This is a genomic window from Coprococcus sp. AF16-5 (assembly GCF_003479365.1).
Taxonomy (GTDB): Bacteria; Bacillota; Clostridia; order Lachnospirales; family Lachnospiraceae; genus Coprococcus; species Coprococcus aceti.
In genome coordinates this window covers 1-26,128 of the sequence record NZ_QUGZ01000004.1, presented here as the reverse complement: position 1 = coordinate 26,128, position 26,128 = coordinate 1, and the positions used below count along the sequence as shown (strand labels likewise).

Sequence of the window (26,128 nt, the reverse complement as noted above, 5' to 3'; positions counted from 1 at the left end):
TGTGTTATTTTTTTATGGAATTATTCAAATGTTATGATATGTCCGGCGTTACTGGACATAATCGTTCAGCCACTGAACCACACCGTTGGATATTGCCTTGGCGTAGTTCTCAAGATTTTCATTGAAATAGTCCAGATCGTCCTGGTTGGTCATGAAGCCCATCTCAACGATCATGCTTGTCATATCGGTGTCTCTGATGACCGCATAGTCATCATCGCTGTCTCCCTGGGTTCCGATTCGCACCCCTCGGTTGGCGGTTATACCAACTTCCTCGAGATTGCTCAGAATGTCATCTGCGGCCGCATAACTGCGCTCAGATCCTGAGCTGTGTATCCATATCTCAATGCCCTTTGTGGTGTTTGGGTTGGCTGTTGAATTGCGGTGTAGCGAAACGAAGATATCAGCCTTGGCCTTGTTTGCTATCTTTGAACGGGAGTCGAGCTGTGTGTCGCTGTCGTCGGATCTGGTCATTATGACGTTGACGCCGCTCTTTTTCAGGGCTTTGGCAACCTCCTGCGCAAGACGGAGATTGTCGTCCTTCTCGTAGCTTCCGTCAAGTCCCACAGCGCCTACATCGCTTCCTCCATGACCAGCATCCACACACACCGTGTATGTGTCGTTGGCCTTCTGGAGCATGACAGTCTGTCCTTTCCCCTTGGTGATCTGTGCCTTTGCCAGAAAAAATCCCATGACAAGTATGCACAATAATAGTATGATGTTTATGGCGACCAAAAAGACGACGAGGGAACGCATCTGTTTCAGCGTCATTTTCTTTTTTCGTTTGCTCATGTTTTCTCCTTCGTGGAAATATCTTTGATAAAGATACCTCAAAATCCGATGTTTTTCAACTGGGGATATGGAGAACGTGAACAGCATGGCCGCAGCAGAGGTGTTCTGCGCTTACGCAGTATAAATGTACAGGAGGAATATTTATGATAATAGATTTTCACACACACACGTATCCCGACAGGATAGCAGCCAAGACGGTAGGGCTTCTGGAGAGCAGATCCGGTACAAGGGCACATTCGGATGGCACACTTGACGGACTGGAGAATGACATGAGGAGCAGACATGTGGATGTGTCTGTGGTACTTCCGGTGGCAACGTCTCCGAAACAATATAAGCATATAAATGAATTCGCAGTTGAGGAGAATGAGCGCTTTTCAGAGACACATGTGTGGTCGTTTGGAGGGATACATCCCGACAATGACAATTACAAAGAGATACTCAGGGATATATGCGACAAAGGTCTGAAGGGGATAAAGATCCATCCTGACTACCAGGGGGCTTTTTTCAACGATATAAGATATAAAAGGATAATCAGCTATGCCACAGAGCTTGGGCTTATCGTGGTGACACATGCGGGAACAGACATAGGACTTCCTGATGTGACTCACTGCACTCCTGCAATGGCGGAGGAGGTGCTGGATGAGGTTGGGCCTGACAAGCTTGTGCTTGCCCATATGGGTGGATGGCAGATGTGGGATGACGTGCTGAACAGACTTTGCGGAAGAGATGTGTATTTTGACACGGCATTTTCCTATGGACAGATAGACTGGCGGGAGGGGGCATCGCACAGATGGCAGCTTCTTGATGGTGACATGTTTAAGAAGATAGTGGCAGCTCACGGGTCTGACAAGATCCTGTTCGGAACGGACAGCCCATGGTCTGATCAGGAACAGTCATGTGCGGACATAGAGGCCCTTGATCTGGAAGATGTGGACAAAAACAATATATTTGAGAATAATGCGCGAAAATTGCTTGGATTGAAATTGAATTTTTAGAAAAAATACGCGAAAACCTATTGATAATGTTTTAAAAATGTGTTACATTTTTGTTACGCCAATGAAATTTTTCACAGATAGTAATACACGAAAGACATGTCGGAGCCTAACGACATGTCTTTTTTATGTGCTGTGGAGCGGACTGCCCACTGTAAGTATCATTATATGAAGCGGTTTATAAAATAAAAAAGACTTGAGATAAATCTCAAGTCTTAGTAGCTGGGCTACAAGGATTCGAACCTTGAAAATGCTGGAGTCAGAGTCCAGTGCCTTACCATTTGGCGATAGCCCATTGCCTCAACAAATGGTAGTATATACTAAAGCTCAGAATAATGCAAGCACTTTTTTAAAAAAATTTCAAAAAAATTTTTCACCTTGCGATAGCCCTCTAAATAGGGTATAAAATTATAGTAAAATGAGCATCATGGAGGTGGCGTAATGTATTCATATGAAGCGATAGTCAGGTATAGTGAGACTGGTGGAAATAAGATATCCAACATGGCGACCATAGCGAACTATTTCCAGGACTGTGCTATACTGCAGTCGGAGGAGGTCGGCATAGGGCTGGATTATCTGGCAGAACACCACAGAGCATGGTTCCTGGTTTCCTGGCAGATAGAGGTGGTCAGATATCCTGCGATGGGAGAGAAGATCAAGGTCAGGACGTGGGCATATGATTTCAAGGCATCTCTGGGATTCAGAAATATAGATATACTGGACGAGAATGGAGAACGCATAGTTAAGGCGGCATCCATTTGGAGCTATATGGACACCGAGAGGCTGAGACCTGTCAAGATAGACAAAGAGGTGTCAGACGCATATCCGATGGAGCCTGCCATAGACATGGAGTATGCGCCGCGCAAGGTAAAACTGCTGGGCGATGCGGAGACTATAGATACCAGAAAGGTCATGTCTTATCAGATAGACTCCAACAATCATATGAATAATGAAGCGTATATTGCTCTTGCCCAGGAATACGTGGATGATGTTGCGGATATTATTGCAGTCAGAGCGGAATATAAGATGCAATATGTGAAAGATGATGTTATAGTAGTAAAGAGGTTTATTGACGACAGATATGTTCAGATAATCCTGGCAGATGAAGAGGACAGGACAAGGTGTGTTGTCCAGTTTGAACGGAGCAGTAAGGATATATGATATACTGTGTCGACAGAAAAAATTAAGAGGACGGTATGACGATGATAAAGATAGGCGAATGGAATGATCTTATAGTAAAGAGAGAAAAGGAATTTGGTGTGTATCTTGGATGTGAGGATTCTGACAGTGAGGTGCTTCTTCCGAGAAAGCAGGTTCCGAATGGCATAAAGACAGGCGAGCACATCAACGTGTTCATATACAGGGATTCTGACGACAGACTCATTGCAACTGTGAATGTTCCATATATAACTATGGGTAAGATGGCTGTTCTCAGGTGTGTGGGAACTACCAAGATCGGTGCATTCATGGACTGGGGACTTGAAAAGGATATTCTGCTTCCGTTTAAGGAGCAGGTTGGCCCGGTGAGAGAGAACCATGAATATCTGGTCAGAATGTACACTGACAAATCGGACAGACTGTGTGTGTCCATGAAGGTTTATGAGTATCTGAGCAGCAATTCCCCATATAAGCAGGGAGATGCTATATCGGGAATAGTTATAGAGTACAGCTCCGAGTATGGTGCATTTGTCGCTGTGGACAACAAATATTCAGCACTTATCCCGAAGAAGGAGATACACAGTGCCATATATGCCGGCGACCACGTTGAGGGCAGGGTTGCGTCAGTCAGGGAAGACGGCAAGCTGAACCTCACCATGCAGAAGCCGATAAAGATGCAGATCAGGGAGAATGCAGAGATGATATTGAATATCATTGATTCATATAATGGAGTGCTCCCGTTCAATGACAAGGCAGATTCAAAGGTGATAGAGAAGGAATTTGGAATAAGCAAGAGAGCATTTAAGACGGCGGTTGGCAAGCTCCTCAAGGACGGTAAGATAAGGATCACAGAGAAGAACATTGAGATACTGTCCGAGGAAGAGCGGGCAGAGCTTGCGAAAAAAGGAACAACCAAAGCCGATGTTGTGAAGCGTGCAAAGCCTGAGACGAAGAAGCCGGTATCCAGACGGTCACCGGAGCCCGTGCCAGACAGAAAAGGCACTGTGAAATTTACCAGAAGCAATGGCGGAAGGCGCAACAACAGAAAGGCTCTCATGGCGGAGCTGAGCGAGATGGATGAGGAGTAATAGTTCATCATATATAATAGTAAAAACAGGAGGAACAAAACATGAAGACAATAATAAGTACACCAAAGGCACCAGCGGCAATAGGACCATATTCACAGGCGGTTCTCGTGAATGGAATGCTTTTTACATCAGGAGTTATACCTATCGATCCTGAGACAAATACACTGGTTGAGGGAGATGTCACTGTACAGGCAAGACAGGCAATCGGCAATCTCAAGAATCTCATAGAGGCATCAGGCTCATCTATGGATAAGGTAGTGAAGACAACAGTATTTATCAAGGATATGAATGATTTTGGCAAGATAAATGATATTTACAAGGACTTCTTCACAAGTGATTTCCCTGCACGTTCATGCGTGGAGGTTGCAAGACTCCCTAAGGATGTGCTTATAGAGATAGAAGCCATCGCTACAGTAGAGTAAGCGTATGAGACAGGACAATGTTCAGAGAAAGGTACACGGAGCGTCATGGTTTTTCCTGTCGCTGATATGTGTGTATCTGTGTGTTGTTATGATACTGTGGAAGACGAATATCGGCTCACATATAACCATGGTTCAGAATCTGATCCTGAGCCAGAGCATGATATTCGTGCCGACGATCATATATATTCTTATAAGCAAATGTGATCTGCGCGAAACGCTCAGACTGAAAAAGACGCACTGGCTGGCGATAATCATCGTTCCGGCATTCGTCGTGGCTCTTGAGCCTCTTATGACACTCATAAATGCCATAAGTCTTCTGTGGGTGGAGAGTGCCACTACCGAGCTTGCAACAGGTCTTGTGTCGAATCATAAGCTGTGGGTGTCAACACTTCTCATGGCGGTCACTCCGGGAATCGTGGAGGAGCTTGCCTACAGAGGCGTCATAATGGGAAGCTACAGATATGGCAGCAGACTGGCGGCTATAATCATAGGAGGAATAATGTTCGGAGCCATGCACATGAATTTCAATCAGATGGCATATGCGATGGTTCTGGGAATGATGCTGGGATTTCTTGCCGAGGCGACAGGAAGTATATTTACGACCATGTATGCCCATTTCTGCTTTAATGAGATATCCGTCATCATCAGCTATATAGCATCACATGTCAGCGTGCTCAAGCAGATGGTGGAGAAACAGGCTTCTGAGGGAATAGCAGCAGATCAGCTCAAGCAGACGATATTGATATATATTCCATTTGCATTTATGGGATTGTGTGCGGCTGCGGCGATGATAGTGTTGTTGGCGTACCTGAATGGAAGGCATATGGATATGCTGGCGATGTTCAGAAGAAACAGGAACGCTGAGGTCAAGAGACCGAGGATCATATCTGTGCCGCTTGTTCTGGCACTGTGCGTATGCATAGGATTTATGATAATAACAGAATTTGTTTTATGATATGTAATACAATGCCTGCACTTTTATAGGTGCGGGCATTTGCATATTAATGCCGTTAATCCCTGTTGAGTAACCAGTAGAAGGAGATGGCATACAGTCCGGCAACGCCCACCAGAGTATAGATTATTCTGGAAAATGCAGTTCCGGCACCGAAGATGCCGTCCACTATGTTGTAGCTGAACAGTCCTATAATGCCCCATACGATAGCACCGATTATGGTCAGTGTGAGACATATGCAATTTAGTGTTTTCATTTTTGACCTCCAATATGATCGCGCCAAATGCGGCGTTTCAGTATGATGTAATTGTGTGCAGTTATCATTTTAAATATTCATGAGATTCAGGTGACTTGACACAAAAAAGTAAGTGTAGTAAATTTACATATGAATACTTGTTCAAATGGAACACGTGAGTTGCTTGTTTGGGAGCAGAAAGGACCATAGATATGGCAGAAGATAAAAATATTTTTTTTGACAGTTATGAACTGGAACAGTCGGATCTCGCAGATCTGGCAGACCTGTTCAAGGTGTTTGGCGATGCGACACGTATATCCATCATGTTCGCCCTGCTTAAGCAGGAACTGAGTGTCGGAGACATCGCAGAGCGTCTGGAGATGAATGCATCGGCTATTTCACACCAGCTCAGGGTGCTGAAGCAGGCCAAATTGATAAAAAGCAGAAGAGAGGGCAAGAATATAATATATTCCCTGGCCGATGAGCACGTTGTGACCATCATCAAACAGGGTGTTGACCATATACTTGAATAGAATATACGAGAGGTAGAATATGAAGGTAGAATCACTTATATTTGACATGGATGGAACTCTGTGGGACAGCGCGGCAAATGTGGCTGCGTCCTGGAGTGAAGTCCTCGAAAGACAGGCTGATGTGGACATGAAGGTGACAGAGGCCGATATCAAATCTGTTATGGGTATGCCTATGGATGCCATTGCCGACAAGCTGTTCGGAGCGTATTCGGAGGACAGAATGACTCAGCTTATAGATGCCTGCGGAGACTATGAGAACGAGTATCTCCGTGAACATGGTGGCGTTCTGTACGATGGTGTAGAGGATACCATTGCGAAGCTTTCGGGATCACACAGGCTGTTTATAGTCAGCAACTGCCAGAGTGGATATATAGAGGCATTTCTTGATTATTACGGGTTTGGAAAGTATTTTAAGGATATACTCTGCTGGGGAGATACAAAGGTATCAAAGGGCGAGAGTATAAAGATACTCATGGAGAAGAATGGAATAGAGGATGCTGCATATGTCGGCGACATCCAGGGCGACTGCGACAGTGCCAGATTTGCCGGGATAAAGTTCATTCACGCGGCATACGGGTTTGGCAGTGTGAAGGATAAGGATGCGGAGATCCATACATTTGCGGAACTTCTTGACGTGGTGGAGTGATCCGGAAGGTCATTTACAGACCTGCTATAAAACATAATAAACAGAAAAACAGGGAGTATATCAGCAGTTGATATACTCCCTGTCTCTATATATTATTTATCCATATGCTCAAGTGCAGCTGCTACAAATCCTTTGAAAAGAGGATGTGGCTTGTTTGGTCTTGATTTGAATTCCGGATGTGCCTGTGTTCCGATGAACCAAGGATGCTCAGGAATCTCGATCATCTCGACGATATGTCCGTCAGGTGACAGTCCGACAAGCTCCATTCCGTTGTCAGTCAGAGCCTGACGATAGTCATTGTTGACCTCGTATCTGTGTCTGTGACGCTCGTGGATATATTCTGTACCGTATAACTGGTATGACTTTGAATCCTTTGCAAGCACACAAGGATATGAACCAAGTCTGAGGGTACCGCCAAGATCGGTTACATCGTGCTGGTTTGGCATGATGTGGATTACCTGGTGGAATGAGTTTGGATTGAACTCAGAGCTGTGGGCGTCTGAATATCCAAGTACATTTCTTGCAAATTCAACTATCGTGAGCTGCATTCCGAGACACAGTCCAAGGTAAGGAACCTTGTGTGTTCTGGCGTAATTGATAGAAGTGATCATTCCCTCTATACCTCTGTCGCCAAAGCCGCCCGGAACAAGGATTCCGTCTATATCGCCGAGGATCTCAGCGACATTCTCCTCTGTTACAAGCTCGGAGTCGACCCACTTGATCTCAACCTCTGCCTTGTTGGCAACGCCGGCATGCTTCAATGCCTCAACTACTGAGATATAGGCATCGTGAAGTGATACGTACTTTCCGACCAGAGCAACTCTTACATTCTTCTCAGGATGCTTCCATGCATCTATCATGCTTGTCCACTCGAGCCATGCCTGTTCTGCAGGTGGAGGACATTCCATATCCAGGCACTCACATACTACATCGGCAAGGTGCTCCTTCTCCATGGCAAGTGGAACCTCATACAGAACATCCACGTCAAGATTCTGTATAACGTTTCTGCTCGGCACGTTACAGAACAGTGCGATCTTATCCTTGATGCCCTGATCAAGAGGAAGATCGGAACGACATACGAGGATATCGGGCTGAATACCCATTCCCTGAAGATTCTTAACGCTCGCCTGGGTAGGCTTGGTCTTGATCTCACCTGAAGCCTTCAGATAAGGGATAAGAGTTACATGGATCATGATGCAGTTCTTAGGACCGACCTCATGCTGGAACTGTCTGATAGCCTCAAGGAATGGCTGGCTTTCGATATCTCCAACGGTTCCGCCGATCTCGATTATCGCTACCTCAGTATCCTTTGCATCGGGATTTCTGTAGAATCTGTCTTTTATCTCATTGGTGATATGTGGCACTACCTGTACTGTGTGTCCTCCGAAATCACCATGGCGCTCCTTCTGAAGGATGCTCCAGTATACCTTTCCGGTTGTTACATTAGAATTCTTGTTGAGACTTTCGTCTATAAAACGCTCATAGTGACCGAGATCCAGATCTGTTTCGGCGCCGTCGTCAGTGACAAAAACTTCGCCGTGCTGGATAGGGTTCATTGTTCCCGGATCAATATTGATATAAGGGTCGAACTTCTGGCTTGTGACTTTATATCCTCTCATCTTGAGAAGACGTCCAAGAGAAGCAGCAGTAATACCCTTACCGAGTCCAGATACAACACCACCAGTGACAAACACATACTTGACTGCCATAATTATATCCTCCATTAATACTTCAAAAAACTACATTAACATATTATAAGCAAGCCATATCTAAAAGTCAATTGAGAAAAACAAGTTAAAAACAAATTAAACTTGGCAAAATAATGCTCTGGCTGTTGAAATGAACGTTTTAGGGTCAGATGACATGAAATAATGAAGCGCATTGATGCGTGAAGGCTGTCGCACCTGTGCACGACATACATTATGTCGTTGCACTTGCGTGTATCGACATATACTAATATAATTATAAAAGAGTATGTAAATGTGGGGCGTGCGTCATGCTCACACATAACAAATACGGATTATAATGCATTTTCATGCTTGGGATTGGAATATACAGATTGATGAAAAAGATAACGTTTATACATATATCCGATGTGCTGCTCGGCGCGCTGCCTGACAGGGAGTGTGTATGGAGCGGCGAGAGGAAAAACGAAATATACATGACATTTGAGGCTGTGGTGGCACGTGCCGGGGAGCTTGACGTGGATTTTCTTCTGGTTGCAGGCAATCTGTTTGACCATCAGCCATCTGAGGAAGAGCTTGCATGGCTTGATGAGATATTTGGAAGCTTAAAGCATACAGTGGTCATATATGCTGCTGGATTTCAGGATAATCTGGGAAGTGATGCGCCGCTTCTTGACTATGGTTTCAAATCCCGTGTGTGTGTGATCGGAAGCCCTGGAATAAGACAGAGTGGAGACAAACAGACTGGAGACAAACAGACTGGAGACATGGGGTACACAGCGGTCAGGGATGAGCAGGCGACCATGGCACTGGATCATATTCATTTTCCGGACAAGGACGTTGATATATACGGCGTGAGCTATTTTGACAGGAAGATGGATGCCAGGGTGGTGGATGATGCAGAACCGCAGGATGAAGCGGTGTGTAATGTGCTGATCGCATGTGGGGGTGACCGGAGACGGATGCCGGTTGACTGGAACAGGCTGCGTGCCAGTGGATTTAATTACATTGCGTTTGGCGGCCGCCAGAAGTATCAGATGAAGATTCCGGGCAAGGCTTATTATTCTGGAAGTCCGGAGGCTGTGTCGAGAGAGTCAACAGGCGCACATGGATATATATATGGGGAAATGTCTGACGGAGTGGTTTCGACTAAGTTTGTGCCTGCTGCGGTCAGAGAATATAAAAGGATTGATTATCCGGTGGATAACGATACAAGGGACGGTGCTCTGACGGAGGCCATTCTGGGTATCCTGGAGCTTGAGGGACGTGACAATATATATTCCATATGCCTGAACCGTATGGCAGGTTGTGAGAAGAACTTTGATATATCATCCATGCTGAAGGATTACAGAATCCTGGCGGTGGAAGGTGAGAGATTTGAACGATCCGACTACAGTGAATACGCCAGAGCCAACAAAAATACAGAATTTGGCAGATTGCTCGATAAACTGAATGTAGCCGATCTTGAAAGCAGAGACGGAATAAAACTTGCGGTCGACATGATGATAGAGGTGTCGGGGCTGTATGCAAGATCGGGCAGAAAAATGGGCAGGGAGCTTTATCACGATACACTGAGACAGGTCAGACAGATACTCAGGATGAAATGTCAGACATACGAGGCGGACGCTGCGGTCAGGGAATATATGAGCCTGCAAAATGACTACGAGGTCAGCTCTGATGTTCTGGGTGAGCTTAACTCGGTATGGGCACAGGAGCGGAAAAGCGAACTTGAGATCACGACGCTCAGACGTCATCTGGAGGAGCTTCCTAAGGAGTACAGACGAAGCTGGATAAGGACTGGAGTAAGAACAGCACTTGTACCGCTCATGGTACTTGGAATATTGTCGATAGTTATAATGTATGCATTGGTCGCACGGGGGGATAATATTCTCCCGGACGGACGACTTGTGTATGCGATGCTCTTCGCTGTCGGAGCTGCGGGACTTGCATACTATATTGGATATGCATTGTCAAAATACTGGGGACTCAGGAAGAAGAGTGGAAGAAAGAGATTGACAGCGGAGCTTGAGGAAAGCAGGGCGGAACTTGATAAGCTCTGTGCACAGCGGGATGAGATACACAGCCGCAGAACCGGGCTGCAAAGCCTTGACGGACGAAGAAGAGATATATACGAAAAACTCACACACCGGGAGAAGCTTCTTGATGAAAAGCTTCAGGAGATCCGGGTTATGAGATGTGCGATAGATGAACTGGATGGACTTTCATCATGACAGATGGGTCTGTTCAGCTTTTACTATGTGTTTTTCATTGTGAAATGTCATTATGGCAACAACCTGTATGGATCCAAGAATCAGGAGAAAACCGATCAGATCCATGCGGGTGAACTGGGTTCCCAGAAAGATCCACGTCAGCAGGGCACTTGACACGGGCTCGACTGTGACAAATAGACTCGCCTTCACGCTTCCGAGGATGCTGATGCCGAGACCATATATTGTAAATGGGATGAGGGAGCCCACAATGGCTACCGCAAGTGAGGCTGCAATTATCCTTCCATCCATGTGAGGCAGTGAGAATGTTTTCGTGACCAGCGCAAGGAAAATGGAGGCTATGAGTGATGACCAGCCTATGATATTTACCAGACCATATTCATTGTAGAGCTTCTGAGGATAAAGGCAGTATATAGTGAAACATACCGCTGAGGTGAGTCCCCATATGAGCGCCGGCCTGGATATGGCAAGGGAATTCAGGCTGCCGTGTGTGGCGATCAGAAAGATACCTGCAAATGCACATACGACTGAGGCGGCTTCATATATATGAGGTCTCTTGTGCATGAATATTGTTGTGTACAACAGCAGCATGATTATGTATGTGAACTGGATCACTGTGCCGGTTGCGGCGTTGGAATGTTCGATGGAAGCGAAGTATGTGAACTGCACGCCCATGACACCTGAGAGTGCAAAGAACAGCATAGATATGACACTTTTAGGCTTTGACCATATGGTCAAAGCCCTTTTATCTCCCTTTACGGCGGCGATGACAAGCAGTACGACACCGGATATAAACTGTCTGATTATGGAAAGCTGTGTGGCATTTACATCTGACGACTGGAACACGTATTGTCCAAGGACTCCGCTTATGCCCCACATGATTCCGCATGACAGAACCAGTATGATTCCGAATCTCTGTGAGTGGTTGATCTGTTTTTCTGACATAACACCGCCTCTTCTCTTGTTAAAAGTGACATCATTTTACCACCGATATTTCTAATTTTCAATTATTCTTTAAACAAGGTGCCTTGGTGTCAAATGAAGGGTTGAATGCATAGAAATTCTTGTGATCGAGGGTATCTTTTACAGCCTCAAGGCATTCGCCAAATCTCTGGAAGTGCACGACCTCCCTCTCGCGCAGGAATTTGATAGGCTCATATACGTCCGGGTGATCCTTGCACAGTCTGAGAATGTTGTCGTAGGTCGACCTGGCTTTCTGCTCAGCGGCCATATCCTCAAAAAGATCTGTTATCGCGTCGCCCTTGCACTGGAATTCGCAGGCGTTAAATGGAATTCCTCCTGCCGCCTGGGGCCAGATGCCGATGGTGTGGTCGATATAATATTTGTCAAAGCCCGATGCCTTGATCTCCTCGATGCTCAGATCCCTTGTGAGCTGGTAAATGATGGTCGCAACCATCTCGAGATGGGCAAGTTCCTCGGTTCCGATGTCGGTCAGAGCCGCCTTGACCTTCTTGTCAGGCATGGAATATCTCTGCGACAGGTATCTCATGGAGGCGCTCATTTCGCCGTCTGGGCCGCCGTATTGACTGATTATGTCCTGAGCCAGCTTTGCGTTGGTTTCCTTTATATTTATAGGAAATTGTAATCTTTTCTCATAAACCCACATTAGCAGTTACACTCTCCTTCCCATGGCCAAGGGTCATTGACCCAGTTGAAATAGTTGTTGTCAGTGACCTGATATTTGTTCAGCGGCCCATACATGTTCACGTAATCATTTATAGCCTGGGTGCGCATGCTCTGATAGTTGTCATAGCTCGAAAGCGCCTTGGTGCAGTCGGGATGAAGGTCGAGATAGAGCGCAATATCGTCAAGTGCAAAAGAGACCTCTGTGATAAAGCGCAGAAGCTGTTTTTTGTTCATTTTATTCATGCCTATTTCCCCCTTACCCCGCAGAATATCAGATTGAGATCCTTGAACATGGTTCCCTCCACAAGTCCGCACTTTGCATCGTACAGATTTTCAAAGGGCTGTTCAGGGATATAAGCCATTCCAAGGGGCCTGCCTGATCTTGCGGATGGGGCAGTGCCGGATTCACAGGAACGTGGCTTGGAGCCGGATGAGGCGGTATATTTAACAGAGGTTCCTTGGTTATAGTAGCATCGATTCTGGCCGTTACGGCTGCAGTTTCTGTTTTGTTCCACTATAAAAGCCTCCACACATAAGTTTTCTCTGTATAAACTATGCCGGAGGCTTAAATATGTTACTGTATTTTGTTGTGTGTTAGATACCCTTCATGGAGAGCTGTATACGTTTCTTGGCGAGGTCTATGCCGATGACCTTTACCTGGACTATGTCGCCGACGCTCACCACGTCAAGAGGGTGCTTTATGAATTTGTCGGACATCTCTGAGATGTGGACAAGTCCGTCCTGATGAACACCTATATCCACAAATGCACCGAAGTCGATCACGTTTCTGACGGTTCCCTTGAGTATCATTCCCTCTGTCAGATCCTTCATCTCAAGGACATCTCCTCTGAGGATCGGCTTTGGCATCTCGTCACGGGGATCACGGGCAGGCTTTTCAAGCTCCTTTATGATGTCGTTGAGAGTTATCGTTCCTGTTCCCAGCTCCTCAGCTAGCTTTTTGATGTTGCCGGCGGCTTTTGAAAGATCCTTGAGCCTGCCGGATGCAATGTCATCGGTTGTGTAGCCGATGTGGCTCAGCAGGGCAGTGGCTATATCATAACTCTCTGGATGGACAGATGTGGCGTCCAGAGGATTTGAGCCGCCGTTAATCCTCATGAAACCTGCGCACTGTTCAAATGCCTTAGGTCCGAGCTTGGCAACCTTGAGGAGTTCCTTTCTGGTGTTGAAGCGTCCATTTGCCTCTCTGTAATCCACGATATTCTTGGCAAGAGTCTTGTTAATTCCGGAAATGTGCTCCATGAGTGGGGCAGAAGCGGTGTTGAGGTCGACACCGACTTTATTTACAGAATCCTCTACAACTGCGTCCAGGGCTTCTGTCAGCTTCTTCTGGTTCATATCGTGCTGATACTGACCGACTCCGATGGCCTTTGGATCGATCTTGACCAGCTCTGCCAGAGGATCCTGTACTCTTCTGGCGATGGAAGCAGCACTTCTCTGGCCAACATCAAAATGAGGAAATTCCTCGGTGGCGAGCTTGCTGGCTGAGTATACAGAAGCTCCGGCCTCGTTGGTTATCACGTACTGTACAGGTGTGTCAAGTTCGCTGATGAGCTCTGCGATCACCATCTCTGACTCTCTGGATGCAGTACCGTTTCCTACGGATATGAGAGTTATGCCGTACTTCTTTATAAGAGCCTTCACAGTCTTTTTAGCCTCTGCTACCTTCTTCTGAGGTGCTGTTGGGAATATGACAACGGTGTCGAGAACCTTTCCGGTCGGGTCCACAACGGCGAGCTTACAGCCGGTTCTGAACGCCGGATCCCAGCCGAGCACTGTCTGTCCTGCGATAGGAGGCTGCATGAGAAGCTGCTGCAAATTCGATGCAAATACCTTGATGGCACCGTCCTCAGCGGTCTCTGTGAGGGCGTTTCTGATCTCCCTCTCGATGGCAGGGGCTATGAGCCTGTCGTAGCTGTCTGCGATCACGTCTGAAAGTATCTGTTCGGTCTCAGGATTGTCTCTGACGATGATCTGTTTTTTCAGATATGATATTATGTCGTTGACCGGTGCCTCGATCTTTACTGTGATGAACTTTTCCTTTTCACCGCGGTTAACGGCGAGGGTTCTGTATCCGGTCATCTTGGATACAGGGGTGGAGAAGTCGTAGTACATCTCGTATACGGATTCGGCCTCTGGATCCTTTGCCGTTGTTCTCAGCACACCGTGTCTGGTGGTGAGATCTCTTATGTGAGTTCTGTAATCGGCAGTGTCAGATATATTTTCAGCGATTATGTCCATTGCGCCCGCAATGGCTTCGCTGGTGTCTGCAACGCCATTCTCCTCAGACACATAAGCTTCAGCTTCCTTGACTATCGGAGTTCTGGTCATTTGCAGCATGATGATGTTTGCGAGTCCCTCCAGCCCTTTGTCCTTGGCGATGGTTGCTCTTGTCTTTCTCTTAGGTCTGTATGGTCTGTAGAGATCGTCAACCAGAACCATGGTCTCGGCCTTCTCAATGTCCGCCCTGAGCTGGTCTGTAAGTTTTCCCTGCTCCTCTATACTTGCAATGACCTGAGCCTTTTTGTCCTCGAGATTTCTAAGGTATACAAGTCTTTCGTGAAGAAGACGAAGCTGTTCGTCGTTGAGGGAGCCGGTGGCTTCCTTTCTATATCTGGCGATGAATGGAATGGTGTTGCCCTCATCGATGAGTTTCACCGCTGCTTCAACCTGGCTGTCACGACAGCCTATCTCCTGAGCAATTTTCTTGATTATGTCCATGTATATACTCCTTTTGTAAAGTGTGATGTGCAAAGTAAAAAATATTTCATTGTAAATGTAAAATTTAATAGAAGCACATTTGTTAAGTATATAAAAAATGGATAGATTATTCAAGGCTGCTATGTTATACTTTGTGTAGTTTGGGATGTACTGAAAGGGATAAGAAGATGGCTGACATGACACTGGAAAAAGGCGTTGATGATATGGTTGGACCGGATGTACAGGTTTCAGAACGCATACAGCAGGCTATGGATATGGCAAAAGCATTTCATGAAGGGCAGATGCGCCGTGGGAATGGCGGTATGATGCCTTATTATGATGAACATATACTTGGCGTATACAATATCCTGAGAGAAGAGTGTGGGATAACCGACGAGGATATCCTTATAACTGCACTTCTTCACGACACGGTTGAAGATACAGAATGTACACTTGACGATATAGAGAATGCATTTGGTGCGGACATACGCGAGCAGGTGAGACTTCTGACCAGGATACAGGGGGAGCCGTTTTCCGTATATGCCAGAAGGCTGTTTTCCCAAGGCTCATACCAGACGGTGATCGTGAAGCTTGCGGACAGGCTCCACAATCTCAGGACGATAGTTTACATGCCTGATGTGAGGTGGATACAGAAGAAGATAAAGCAGTCGTATACGGACATTCTCAATCCCCTTCCCGAGGCTATGCGGAGAATAGATGGAAGATATAATGAACAGATATATATGCTCGCAGATAAGATAGAAGAGCAGATACTGGAAGTGCAGAGAGCGCTGAACCTGAAACATTCATGATAGGTTGTATCATGGATGAAGCTGGGACAGCGCTCTTTGTTTTTATGATCTATTTATAATCTAATAGAAAATTTTTGTCTCATCGATGATCGTATATACGTTGTCCGAGTAGTCAAGCATTATCACGTTGCAGTTCTGCTGCAGTCCGCCTGACCAGAACTCCTCGAGCGGATGCTTTTTCACATGCATCATCATCGCCTTGTTTATCGCACCGTGGGCAACGATCATGATCCTTGAATATTTTGAGGAGAGTGGCTCCACATACTCAGTCATGAATCTGGCCGCCCGCTGGCAGAGCTCCTCAAATGATTCGCCGTTTCCAACCGGATGATAGAGCTCAGGATGCTTGAAGAAATACTGGAAATCCTGACTTCCGTCTGCCAGAAGTTCTGACATATTCTGCCCTTCCCAGTCACCAAAGCACATTTCCTTTATGAGGTCATTCTTCACAATTGGAATGTCCCTGCCGCCGACAATGAGGCTGGCTGTCTCGTAAGCCCTCTTAAGCGGACTGGAAAACACCATATCAAAGTGTGTGTCTCTCAGATTTTCTCCTGTGATCCTGGCGAGCTCTCGTCCTTTGTCGCTGAGCTCAATGTCAGTCCGGCCCTGAAGCAGCTTCTTTTTATTCCATACGGTCTCACCGTGTCTTACAATATAAATCTCCATGTGTACAGTCCTCCAAAATCAAATGTCCTCGATCTGCCAGTCGATAGGCTCGACTCCGTTTGCGACCAGGAAATCGTTGGTCTTGCTGAACGGCTTGCTTCCCCAGAAGCCCCTGTATACAGACAGTGGACTTGGGTGTGCGGACTTCAGGATCAGGTGGTGTGGGTTGTTCAGAAATGCGGCCTTCTTCTGGGCGTATGCACCCCACAGGATGAACACGATAGGTCTGTCCTGCTCGTTCAGGATCCTGATCGCTGCATCGGTAAACTGTTCCCAGCCCTTTCCCTGATGGGAACCGGCTCTGTGAGCCTGAACGGTCAGCACGGCATTGAGCATGAGGACTCCCTGGTCGGCCCACTTCTCAAGATATCCGTTATTGGGGATCTTACATCCCAGATCATCGTGAAGCTCCTGATATATGTTGACGAGCGATGGTGGTATGGTGACACCTGGTTTCACACTGAAACTCAGACCGTGTGCCTGCCCCGGCTCATGATATGGATCCTGACCGATTATCACACATTTTACATGGGATAACGGCGTTGTGTGAAATGCGTTGAATATATCATCGGCTGGTGGGTAGACAGTTTCCGTTGCGTATGCCTGCCCCACAAAATCAAACAGCTTTTTATAGTAAGGTTTCTTATATTCAGGCTTAAGATATTCAGCCCAGTCATTTGTTATTGCTGGCATATTGATACTCCTTTTTGTATACAAATATAATGATCCGAAACACAGTTATTTTATCACGGGCGGGGTGCAAAGTAAAATAAACTAATTCAAGTTTTAAGTTGTAAGAAGCAATATCACATGATATACTTACCATATCTGAGAATTGATAAAGGCTTATAGAAAGGAGCATATGAGTATGGAGAAAGCATATAAGACTATGAAGCAGGTTGGAGCACTCAACATAGCACTTGGGGTTATAACGATAGTTACTGGTCTTGTAGTGGGTATACTGATGCTTACAGCAGGCGGAAGATCTCTCAAGAACAAGAGATTTATTGTCTGGTAGAACTGTTAATATATATATAGGATTATAGCGAAAAGGGGTTGACATCTGACACTTGTATGTGTTAGAGTCAGCCTAGATAATGCGATGAAGAGGAGCAGTAGAATTCTGGAGATGTTCAGAGAACCGCCGGTTGGTGTGAGGTGGTGATCGATAGGATTTGAACTCGCCTTGGAGCAGCCCGCTGAATGGCACGTCAGATGATCGTGTGAAGTAGGAAGGGACGGAGCCTGACCGTTACAGCAGGAGGGTATAAGACGGCGGTAAGTATATCGTTCATCTGTATCTGCGACGAGAGCATACATTATTGTATGAAATAGAGTGGTACCGCGTAACTTACGTCTCTATAGTGATTAGGAGATGTGAGTTTTTTTTTGCTTAAGTAGGAGGTTATATCAATGAAGAATTATCAGAATTACAAGCGTGGCTATTACATGCCACCGGTACAGTGCACAGACTGGGTAAACAAGGAGTATATTGACAAAGCACCTATCTGGTGCAGCGTGGATCTGAGAGACGGTAATCAGGCTCTGATCGTACCTATGAGCCTTGATGAGAAGCTGGAATTTTTCAAGGAGCTTGTCAGGATCGGTTTCAAGGAGATAGAGATCGGATTTCCTGCAGCGTCCGAGACTGAGTACGAGTTCTGCCGAACACTTATAGAGCAGGATCTCATACCTGATGATGTCACGATACAGGTACTTACACAGGCAAGACCACATATCATAGAGAAGACATTTAAGGCTATAGAGGGTGCAAAGAACGTGATCGTACATCTGTACAATTCAACATCATTTGCCCAGAGACAGCAGGTGTTCAGAAAGTCAAAGGAAGAGATACTTAAGATAGCAGTGGATGGAGCAGAGCTGCTCAACAAGATGGCTGATGAGTACGGCGTTCCATATCGTTTTGAGTATTCACCGGAGAGCTTCACCGGAACAGAGGTTGACTATGCACTTGAGGTCTGCAACGCAGTTATCGATGTATGGAAGCCGACACCGGACAGAAAGGTTATAATCAACCTCCCTGCAACAGTCGAGATGTCACTTCCACATGTTTACGCAAGCCAGATAGAGTATATGAGCAAGAACCTCCACGATAGGGAGAATATTATCCTTTCACTTCATCCTCACAATGACAGAGGCTGTGGAGTGGCAGATGCAGAGCTTGGTATCCTTGCCGGCGCAGACAGAATAGAGGGAACATTATTTGGAAATGGTGAGAGAACAGGAAATGTGGACGTGATCACACTCTGCATGAACATGTTCACCCATGGAGTTGACCCTGAGATAGATCTCAGCGATATACCATCACTCACAGAGATGTATGAGAGAGTTACAGGAATGAAGGTTTACGAGCGTTCACCATATACAGGAAAGCTTGTATTTGCCGCATTCTCAGGCTCGCATCAGGATGCCATTGCCAAGGGAATGAAGTTCAGAAAAGAGCAAGGAGACGGAATGTGGACCTGTCCATATCTGCCTCTTAACCCTGAGGATATCGGAAGAAAGTATGATGGCGATGTTATCAGAATAAACAGCCAGTCAGGAAAGGGTGGAATTGGATTCATCCTCCAGACAAAGTACGGCTTTGACCTTCCTGCAAAGTTCAGAGAGGATCTGGGCTACACAGTAAAGGATGTGTCAGATAAGGAGCACAAGGAGCTCAGTCCAAAGGAAGTATTGGATATATTCCAGAATACATATGTCAATATAGATGGACCTGTCAAGATGCTTGAGAGTCACTTCGTACAGGGAGATGGAATATCCACAGAGATAACCATACTGAAGAATGGAGTGAAGAAGGTTTACCATGGCAAGGGAAATGGACGTCTGGATGCCGTGAGCAACGCTATAAAGAAGCACTTTGACATACAGTTCAAGGTTGTATGTTACGAGGAGCATTCACTTCAGACAGGATCCAACTCACAGGCCGTTGCCTATGTCGGAGTCGAGACTGCCGATGGTAAGGTTACATGGGGCGCAGGAATAAAGGACGATATCATAGACGCATCTGTACATGCACTCGTGAGCGCCGTCAACAGAACAGGAGATCTCAATTAGATATTAAATTAGGGATTAAGATATATTGAATTACATTAAAATACCCGGATGTGCAGGCAAAATGCTTACATATCCGGGTGTTTTTTATGATTCGCTGGTCTTAAGTTTCTTATAGCAGTAACCGATGATATCCTTTCGTGTAACTATGCCGATGAACTTGTTCTGATCGTCAACCACCGGAACAAAATTCTGGACCATGGCTCTGGCTATGAGATCCTCCATGTTGGAACTGATGGATACGGAGGCGTACTCGAATTTCTTTGGAATATCATTAAGGAAGATGTTCTCTGCGGTTTTGAGCGCGTTCATCGAATTGCGCTTGCAGTACCAGAGAATGTCGCCCTCCGTTATGGTGCCGACATATTCACCGGTGTTGGATAGTATCGGTATTGCAGAATATCTGTGTATCTCCATCTTCTCAAGTATCTGTCTGAGTGAAAAACTGTCCTCAATATATGCTACATCGCTCTTAGGTGTAAGAAAAAATAAAATGTTCATGTCGCTTCTCCTTGTCATATATAATTTGTAATTTTACAGCCCCATTCTGTAAATGATAAATACCATAAATATTGCTTATCGCCCATATGTAATAATTATAAAATATAATCAGTATGAGTTCAATTAAATTACTGTGAAATAATAGTGACCGGGTGCATGATAAGAAAGTATTTTCAGAATATAATCCGAAATGTGTCAGATGTGTCAGAATTTGCAAAATTATGTTGTTAATTAGTAGGCGATTTGATATTATAAACTTGATATGCACTATTATAAGAGACATAAGGAGGACTGTATGGGATCGGAGAATGTTTTCCAGGAGAATCAGGAATATCTTATAAGGGCAAGGGAGCTGGTGGTGGCTATCGATGATGTGCAGGACAACCTTGAACAGGCGAGAACGGCACAGAGAAAGACCAGCAGGAGCATCTCACAGGAGGAAAAGGGCCTTTCTGATGAGATCAGTTCAACCTTGAAAAACAGAAAGAATGAGATAGAGGATGGATATGACCAGCAGCTTTCGGCGAACGGAGCCAAGATAAGGCAGCTTCAGTCGAAAAAGGATAAGAAGAAGACGGAGCGTATGGGCAACCGAATAGAGAGCGAGACGGCCTCTCTGAACGAGAGCAACAGACAGCTCAGACTCAAGGCAAAGGAGCTGTTTAAGCAGAACAATGTATCGGGCTTCTGCAATACGGGCTTCTTCTACTGTATGTTCGCTCCGTGCGGAGCAGGCGACGTGTTTAAGCTTATACTGCTTATACTCCTGTTCTGCGGATGTATACCGGCGATTGTATGCGTGGCGCTTTCATACACCATATACCAGACCGGAGTTCACACTTTGACGTATGTGGTGATCAGTCAGGCGATCGTCATAGCAGAATTTATAATATATTTTATAGTGTTCAATCTTGCCAAGGTAAAGAATCTTGAGATCGTCAATGAGGGCAGGCGGATAAGAAACAAGGTCCGCGCCAACAACAAGCAGATAAGGATCATCAGAAACTCGATAACAAGAGACAAGGATGAGAGTGTATATAATCTTGGCAAATATGATGAAAAGCTCAGCGAGCTTGAGGCGGAGCGCGAGGATATAAGCAATCGCAAGCTTGAGGCGATAAAAGTATTTGAGAATGATACAAAACAGGTTATAACTGATGATATAACAGGAAGACGGCAGCCGAAGATCGACGCACTTAAGGCGGATCTGAAGCAGCTCGAGGAAAAGATCAATGCCATGGAGTCACAGCTTGCTGATATGCAGAGCCATCTGACTGACAGCTATGTCACATTCCTTGGCAAAGATCTGCTCACAGAAGAGAAACTCTCTGATCTTATATCGATCATGGAGGAGGGCACGGCAAGCACAGTGTCAGGCGCCATAGAGGTTTATAAGGGAGAGAGCTAGTCAGTGTGTCGATGATGACAGTATGGCGTCAGAGATGAAGCGTGCCATATTGCTGACGGTATACAGCCTGGTGCTCTGAAGAAGACTCATACCTGGCTTCCCAGACAGATTTACAATCCCGGTGATGGAGATATCTCCTATCGCCGGGAGTTTTTTATTTACACCGATTCCGGGGTACAGGGGGGCGTTAGAGAGCGTGATCATACCTACATCTGAAGGACGTCCAAGGGATGCGTCGACGGCGATGATGGCGGGGGAGACAAAATGGTCGTATATATGGTGTATGGTATCGCGCAGATTGAGGGCGTGAACCGGAGCTTTTAACGTTCCGTACACTTTGAAAGGACAGTTGTGCTCTGTCAGAAAGCTGCCTGTCAGAGGGCCGAGAGCATCACCGGTAGCGCGGTCGGTTCCTATGCATAAAACCACGGTGCTGTCAGAAGGCTGCCCGCTGTCTGCCAGAAAATCCGATATTCTGGTTGAAAGCGCACGGCAGGCAAGAATGTCATTTGGATTAAAATATTCTGTTTGTCGCTGCTTCTTTTTTATCATATCAATACCCTGCCTGTGTTTTATAGTATAGAGTATTTCCAAGATTATCAAAGTTTACACAATAGATTCATAAAGCGCTCATTTACGTGATCCTGTAGATATAGGTCGTAATAGGTTGGAATATAGGGCGCAGTTACACACATCAAATGACATGATTTCCTAAAAAAGCGTCTTGTCAACATGGTATTATTCATGCATCGTTGGCGGAGCTGTAAGGGCTGATGCTTAAGAGTATAGGAGGTCGGGTGAATGATAGAGATAGTATATGATGAAGCAAATGAGATGATGAGGTCAAGCGACAGGGTGAAATATGAGCTGCCCAAGAATATACGACAGGTGGGAAATGCCCCGGGAAATTACAAGATATATGTAGAAGACTATGTAATGACATATCTGAGGAGAATTGCATCGCCGGGCAATATGAACTGCCGTGGAGCCATACTTCTCGGAAAAGTATATGATGAAAATGGCACAAAGGTGATATTTGTCAGCGGCGCAGTGGATGCACAGAATCTTGAATTTGACATATCCATGATAAAATTTGGTGACAGCGAGTGGAGCGGAATATATGCGGAGATAAACAAATACTTCGATGACCTGTCGATCGTGGGATGGTTCCTGTCCAGAATGGGTTTCTCTGCAGAGATAAACGATCAGATGAAAAGGCTGCACCGCGATAATTTCCCGGGTGAGGGAAAGATCCTGTTCCTTATGGATGCACTGGAGTGTGAGGAGGCATTTTATTATTACGATCACGGGACCCTTATGAGGGAAAAGGGATACTATATATATTATGTGAGAAATGAGAAAATGCAGAACTACATAATCAGCAGAAAGCGTGAGACTGCGGAATCTGCGACAGACAGTGTGGTAATAAAGGATAAGACGGTCGTTGAAAACTTCAGAGAGAGGGGGAAACAGACGGAGAACCGGAAGAAGAGGAGCTGGGGTACAACCGCGGCGTGCTTTGTTGCGGTATGTGCGGTGTCATTTGGAGCATTGTGGTACATATCCCCGGATACAGTGGGGCAGATAACGGACAGGCTGACAAAGGCAAAACACTCCGGTGAGGTTCAGGTGTTCATGAACAGTGCAGACACCATGGCCGGTGCTGAGAAAACAGTGGGAGGAGCTGCATCCGGAGATGCCTATACACAAAAAAATACACCGGGATCACAGAACACGGAGGCAACTCAGAATGCGGCAGGGGTGCAGGATACAGAGATGGCACAGAAAGCAAATGGATCGCAGGATATATCAGCGGCGCAAGGCACGGAGAATACAAGTGCTTCGGTGGAGGGAACTTCGTATGGCTCGGAATACACTTCGGACAGTGTTTCAGATGAAGCTGTAACATCAGAGATACCTTCTGTGCCGGAGGATACGGAGAGCATCTATGTGGTTGAACCGGGGGACACTCTTGTGAGTATATCGATAAAGATGTACGGAACGCAGGATGGCGCAGAGAGTATAGCGGCGGTAAATGGCCTGAAGATAGATGAACCTATATATGAGGGTCAGAAATTGGTTATTCCCTATACAGATTAAAAATGCTATAATTACCATGTTTTTTTATAGTGAATAAAGAACAGAAGGAATACGGATATGAAATTTTTAACAAAAAATAAAAAAACTGCGGATAAGGAAATTGCTGCGGGCAGAGACGATGAAAAACAGGAAGTTCAGAATCAGACAGAAGATGATATGGACGAGGAAAGCCTCGCAAATGGCAGGGATAATGTCATTGAAGTAAAACGTACCATGGGCAAAAAAGGCAAAATGCTCCTCGCTATCGCAGCAATTGTGGTTGTGCTAGGACTTGTCACTGCACTTTTGAGATATAATGCGATAAAGACATACACTCAGTATGATGTGGTGTCAGCGACGGAAACATCAGGTGACAATATAGCAGATTACACGGTGTTTGCGGGAAATGTGCTGAAGGTGACCAAGGACGGTGCATCTTACATAGATGAAAAAGGCGTGACAAAGTGGGATGTGAGCTATGCGATGAAGATGCCACACGCAGAGGTGTGCGGAAACTACGCGATAGTTGCGGATATGAACGGTAAAGATGTGTATGTGTTTAATGTTGACGGCGAAGTCAGCCGTCAGACTCTCGCTTACGACATCTCAAATGTTGATATTGCAGAGCAGGGAGTGTACACCCTTGTACTTGTGGGAGAAGACTGCAATTATATCAATGGATACGATAAGGACAGCAACACGATCTATGAGCTCAAGACCACGATAGATAAAAGTGGATACCCTATGGATATAGACATATCGAACGATGGACAGAAGCTGGTCACAAGTTATATGAAGATACAGGGTACAAAGGTACAGTCTGTGATAGCCATGTACAATTTTAGCTCGGTTGGACAGAATGAGAATGCTGATCGTATGATGGGAAGCTATACAGTGGATGATGCACTGTATCCTATCGTGAAATTTACAGATAATGACAATATTGCATGCTTTGGTAATAAAGATATAAGAACATACACTATGACGGAGAAACCGGAGGAGAGAGCTGTTATAGATCTCGGATCCAGGGAGATGCAGGGTGTATTCTATAATTCTTCCTGCGTGGGTTATATTGCTGTCTCGGATTCTGCCTCAAAGGCGAAATACAAAATATATATATATGACAACAAGGGTGCGCTGAAGGCTGAAGTGGACTACGACAATGCATTTGACAAAATATATGCAACTGAAGAGGAGATAATAGTCACGGGAGATATGGACTGCAGTATAATCAGGTTTAATGGAAGTATGAAATTTAATTATTCATTCACCAAGAATCTTGTAAATGTTGTGCCGGACTCAAACGAGGAGGAGTATGTGGTCATATTTGAAAATGAGACGCAGACTATTGCCCTCAAGGGCATGTAAGAGAAAGGAGAAGCGCATATGAATCTGATGTTGCTTGCGTCTGTGGCGGTTATTCTTCTGTGCGCCCTTATCGGATACAGGAGAGGTCTCATCAAAAGTGCGGTAAGTGCAGTGGGCATAGTAGGAGCGGTGATCCTGACAAATGTGCTGAATCCGTATGTAAACCAGTTCCTCTGTCAGCATACACCACTCAGAGACACCGTGAGGCAGAAGGTAGAGCAGAGCATAGGAGTGGAAGATATCAGTGAAAGTGTATCTGTCTATGAGAAAGAAGATTATCTAGAACATACAGAACTGCCGGAGATCGTGAAGAACTACATACGCAGTAACGGCGGAGACAAGATAAATGGAAAGGCGATCGGAGACTATGTGGCATATGTTGTGGATTATCTCGCAGATATGGTCATGAACGGACTGTCTTATCTGTTAACCATATTTGTGGTGCTGCTGCTCGTGCTGATAGCTCTTGCGTTATCGCATGTTCTGTCGGGTATCCCCGTGGTCGGTGGACTGGACAAAGCAGGAGGACTTGTTTTTGGCGTTGCACAGGCTGTGTTGTGTATATGGATCGCAATGGTTCTCATAACGTTTTTGTCAGCATTCTCAGTGGCTTCGCAGATGCTGGAAATGGTACACGACAGCAAGGCTCTCACATATCTGTACGATAAAAACATTTTTTTGAAAATAGTTATTGACATATTGGGAGATATTTAGTATAGTTTCACTTGCTGGTTGTGACCGGCATAAATCAATAGCGATTTTCTTCTTCTGTCACTGGAATATGTTGATAAAGAAAATGAAAAAAGTTGTTGACATACATACTTCGGTGTGGTAGTATTTAGAAGTTGTCGCCGAAGAGGTCGAACATCAGCAACCGAAAAGGTCTTGAAAAAAGATAAAAAAGTTGTTGACAAAGAACTTCAAACGTGATAACATATAGAAGTTGTCGCTGAGAGGCGAGAACGCAAAGAACCTTGAAAAATTAACAACATGACAACCCTGAAATTCCAAAAAAGAATTTCAAGAACGTCGGATCGAAAGATCCAACAAACCAATAACAGTAAAGATGGTTAGGAAAAAATACAAGCTAGTATGATTTCTGACATAGGATTTACAAACTTTT

The 26,128-nt window shown here is 45.5% G+C and carries 27 protein-coding genes, 1 tRNA gene and 1 other annotated feature; of the genes, 15 read left to right on the top strand and 13 right to left on the bottom strand.

Annotated features, from left to right (window positions below):
- Positions 1-48 precede the first annotated feature (48 nt).
- A complete protein-coding gene (locus DWW70_RS10805; protein WP_015533433.1) occupies positions 49-789 on the bottom strand; it encodes an N-acetylmuramoyl-L-alanine amidase family protein in 741 nt (246 codons plus the stop codon).
- Between the two features lie 143 nt (positions 790-932).
- Between DWW70_RS10805 and DWW70_RS10800 the strand changes: the two genes are divergently transcribed.
- Entirely contained in the window at positions 933-1,784 is an 852-nt protein-coding gene (locus DWW70_RS10800) for an amidohydrolase family protein (protein ID WP_015533432.1), read from the top strand.
- Between the two features lie 219 nt (positions 1,785-2,003).
- Here the strand turns inward: DWW70_RS10800 and DWW70_RS10795 are convergent.
- Positions 2,004-2,076: transfer RNA gene (locus DWW70_RS10795), tRNA-Gln, on the bottom strand.
- Between the two features lie 146 nt (positions 2,077-2,222).
- On the opposite strand from DWW70_RS10795, the gene DWW70_RS10790 reads away from it, so the two are divergent.
- Genes DWW70_RS10790 through DWW70_RS10775 form a run of 4 tightly spaced genes read left to right on the top strand, consistent with a single transcriptional unit; the run spans position 2,223 to position 5,404 of the window.
- Entirely contained in the window at positions 2,223-2,942 is a 720-nt protein-coding gene (locus tag DWW70_RS10790) for an acyl-[acyl-carrier-protein] thioesterase (protein WP_015533431.1), read from the top strand.
- 35 nt (positions 2,943-2,977) lie between these two features.
- A complete protein-coding gene (locus tag DWW70_RS10785; RefSeq protein ID WP_330423964.1) occupies positions 2,978-4,027 on the top strand; it encodes a CvfB family protein in 1,050 nt (349 codons plus the stop codon).
- A gap of 41 nt (positions 4,028-4,068) precedes the next feature.
- Entirely contained in the window at positions 4,069-4,449 is a 381-nt protein-coding gene (locus tag DWW70_RS10780; protein ID WP_015533429.1) for a RidA family protein, read from the top strand.
- 4 nt (positions 4,450-4,453) lie between these two features.
- A complete protein-coding gene (locus DWW70_RS10775) occupies positions 4,454-5,404 on the top strand; it encodes a CPBP family intramembrane glutamic endopeptidase (RefSeq protein ID WP_015533428.1) in 951 nt (316 codons plus the stop codon).
- Between the two features lie 55 nt (positions 5,405-5,459).
- Here DWW70_RS10775 and DWW70_RS10770 read toward each other — a convergent pair whose 3' ends face one another.
- Positions 5,460-5,657 carry a DUF378 domain-containing protein gene (locus DWW70_RS10770; protein ID WP_015533427.1) on the bottom strand — a complete coding sequence of 66 codons (198 nt, stop codon included), beginning with the start codon at positions 5,655-5,657 and terminating at the stop codon, positions 5,460-5,462.
- Positions 5,658-5,848: 191 nt separating this feature from the next.
- On the opposite strand from DWW70_RS10770, the gene DWW70_RS10765 reads away from it, so the two are divergent.
- On the top strand, positions 5,849-6,169 hold the full coding sequence (locus tag DWW70_RS10765; protein WP_022216728.1) for an ArsR/SmtB family transcription factor: 321 nt from the start codon (positions 5,849-5,851) through the stop codon (positions 6,167-6,169).
- Between the two features lie 19 nt (positions 6,170-6,188).
- On the top strand, positions 6,189-6,815 hold the full coding sequence (locus tag DWW70_RS10760; RefSeq protein ID WP_055147963.1) for an HAD family hydrolase: 627 nt from the start codon (positions 6,189-6,191) through the stop codon (positions 6,813-6,815).
- 92 nt (positions 6,816-6,907) lie between these two features.
- On the opposite strand, the gene DWW70_RS10755 is transcribed toward DWW70_RS10760, so the two are convergent.
- On the bottom strand, positions 6,908-8,524 hold the full coding sequence (locus DWW70_RS10755; RefSeq protein ID WP_015533424.1) for a CTP synthase: 1,617 nt from the start codon (positions 8,522-8,524) through the stop codon (positions 6,908-6,910).
- Positions 8,525-8,877: 353 nt separating this feature from the next.
- Here DWW70_RS10755 and DWW70_RS10750 point away from each other — a divergent pair, with 353 nt between their 5' ends.
- Positions 8,878-10,731 carry a metallophosphoesterase family protein gene (locus DWW70_RS10750; RefSeq protein WP_118649843.1) on the top strand — a complete coding sequence of 618 codons (1,854 nt, stop codon included), beginning with the start codon at positions 8,878-8,880 and terminating at the stop codon, positions 10,729-10,731.
- On the opposite strand, the gene DWW70_RS10745 is transcribed toward DWW70_RS10750, so the two are convergent.
- From DWW70_RS10745 to DWW70_RS10725, 5 genes are all read right to left on the bottom strand, one after another.
- Positions 10,726-11,673, bottom strand: coding sequence for a DMT family transporter (locus tag DWW70_RS10745; RefSeq protein ID WP_055224250.1), 948 nt, complete (start codon positions 11,671-11,673; stop codon positions 10,726-10,728). The two genes, DWW70_RS10750 and DWW70_RS10745, sit on opposite strands and share 6 nt — an antisense overlap.
- A gap of 58 nt (positions 11,674-11,731) precedes the next feature.
- Entirely contained in the window at positions 11,732-12,355 is a 624-nt protein-coding gene (locus DWW70_RS10740) for a manganese catalase family protein (RefSeq protein ID WP_015533421.1), read from the bottom strand.
- Positions 12,355-12,618, bottom strand: coding sequence for a spore coat protein CotJB (locus DWW70_RS10735; RefSeq protein WP_022216733.1), 264 nt, complete (start codon positions 12,616-12,618; stop codon positions 12,355-12,357). The genes DWW70_RS10740 and DWW70_RS10735 overlap by 1 nt, the downstream gene beginning before the upstream one ends.
- A 2-nt stretch (positions 12,619-12,620) precedes the next feature.
- Positions 12,621-12,890: a spore coat associated protein CotJA gene (locus tag DWW70_RS14780; RefSeq protein WP_133300884.1), complete on the bottom strand. Its 270-nt coding sequence runs from the start codon at positions 12,888-12,890 to the stop codon at positions 12,621-12,623.
- A 79-nt stretch (positions 12,891-12,969) separates the two neighbouring features.
- On the bottom strand, positions 12,970-15,114 hold the full coding sequence (locus tag DWW70_RS10725) for a Tex family protein (protein ID WP_118649842.1): 2,145 nt from the start codon (positions 15,112-15,114) through the stop codon (positions 12,970-12,972).
- 167 nt (positions 15,115-15,281) lie between these two features.
- Between DWW70_RS10725 and DWW70_RS10720 the strand changes: the two genes are divergently transcribed.
- Positions 15,282-15,905, top strand: a complete 624-nt coding sequence (locus tag DWW70_RS10720) for an HD domain-containing protein (RefSeq protein WP_242992738.1) — start codon at positions 15,282-15,284, stop codon at positions 15,903-15,905.
- A gap of 60 nt (positions 15,906-15,965) precedes the next feature.
- On the opposite strand, the gene DWW70_RS10715 is transcribed toward DWW70_RS10720, so the two are convergent.
- Positions 15,966-16,574, bottom strand: coding sequence for a histidine phosphatase family protein (locus DWW70_RS10715; protein WP_118649841.1), 609 nt, complete (start codon positions 16,572-16,574; stop codon positions 15,966-15,968).
- Between the two features lie 18 nt (positions 16,575-16,592).
- Complete coding sequence (locus tag DWW70_RS10710) at positions 16,593-17,267, bottom strand: uracil-DNA glycosylase (RefSeq protein ID WP_118649840.1); 675 nt, start codon at positions 17,265-17,267, stop codon at positions 16,593-16,595.
- Between the two features lie 175 nt (positions 17,268-17,442).
- Between DWW70_RS10710 and DWW70_RS15010 the strand changes: the two genes are divergently transcribed.
- Positions 17,443-17,592, top strand: a complete 150-nt coding sequence (locus DWW70_RS15010; RefSeq protein ID WP_015533415.1) for a hypothetical protein — start codon at positions 17,443-17,445, stop codon at positions 17,590-17,592.
- Between the two features lie 75 nt (positions 17,593-17,667).
- Positions 17,668-17,938: a binding site (T-box leader), on the top strand.
- Positions 17,939-17,987: 49 nt separating this feature from the next.
- Positions 17,988-19,652 carry a 2-isopropylmalate synthase gene (locus tag DWW70_RS10705; RefSeq protein WP_118649839.1) on the top strand — a complete coding sequence of 555 codons (1,665 nt, stop codon included), beginning with the start codon at positions 17,988-17,990 and terminating at the stop codon, positions 19,650-19,652.
- 84 nt (positions 19,653-19,736) lie between these two features.
- Here DWW70_RS10705 and DWW70_RS10700 read toward each other — a convergent pair whose 3' ends face one another.
- Entirely contained in the window at positions 19,737-20,150 is a 414-nt protein-coding gene (locus tag DWW70_RS10700; protein WP_118649838.1) for a CBS domain-containing protein, read from the bottom strand.
- Between the two features lie 295 nt (positions 20,151-20,445).
- Here DWW70_RS10700 and DWW70_RS10695 point away from each other — a divergent pair, with 295 nt between their 5' ends.
- Entirely contained in the window at positions 20,446-21,558 is a 1,113-nt protein-coding gene (locus tag DWW70_RS10695; protein ID WP_118649837.1) for a hypothetical protein, read from the top strand.
- Here DWW70_RS10695 and yyaC read toward each other — a convergent pair whose 3' ends face one another.
- Entirely contained in the window at positions 21,559-22,110 is a 552-nt protein-coding gene (gene yyaC, locus DWW70_RS10690) for a spore protease YyaC (protein ID WP_015533411.1), read from the bottom strand.
- 249 nt (positions 22,111-22,359) lie between these two features.
- Here yyaC and DWW70_RS10685 point away from each other — a divergent pair, with 249 nt between their 5' ends.
- Genes DWW70_RS10685 through DWW70_RS10675 form a run of 3 tightly spaced genes read left to right on the top strand, consistent with a single transcriptional unit; the run spans position 22,360 to position 25,719 of the window.
- Positions 22,360-23,658 (top strand): LysM peptidoglycan-binding domain-containing protein, encoded by a 1,299-nt coding sequence (locus tag DWW70_RS10685; RefSeq protein ID WP_117551330.1) that lies wholly within the window; start codon positions 22,360-22,362, stop codon positions 23,656-23,658.
- 57 nt (positions 23,659-23,715) lie between these two features.
- Positions 23,716-25,005, top strand: coding sequence for a DUF5711 family protein (locus DWW70_RS10680; protein WP_055224246.1), 1,290 nt, complete (start codon positions 23,716-23,718; stop codon positions 25,003-25,005).
- Between the two features lie 18 nt (positions 25,006-25,023).
- Entirely contained in the window at positions 25,024-25,719 is a 696-nt protein-coding gene (locus DWW70_RS10675) for a CvpA family protein (protein ID WP_118649836.1), read from the top strand.
- Positions 25,720-26,128: the final 409 nt, after the last annotated feature.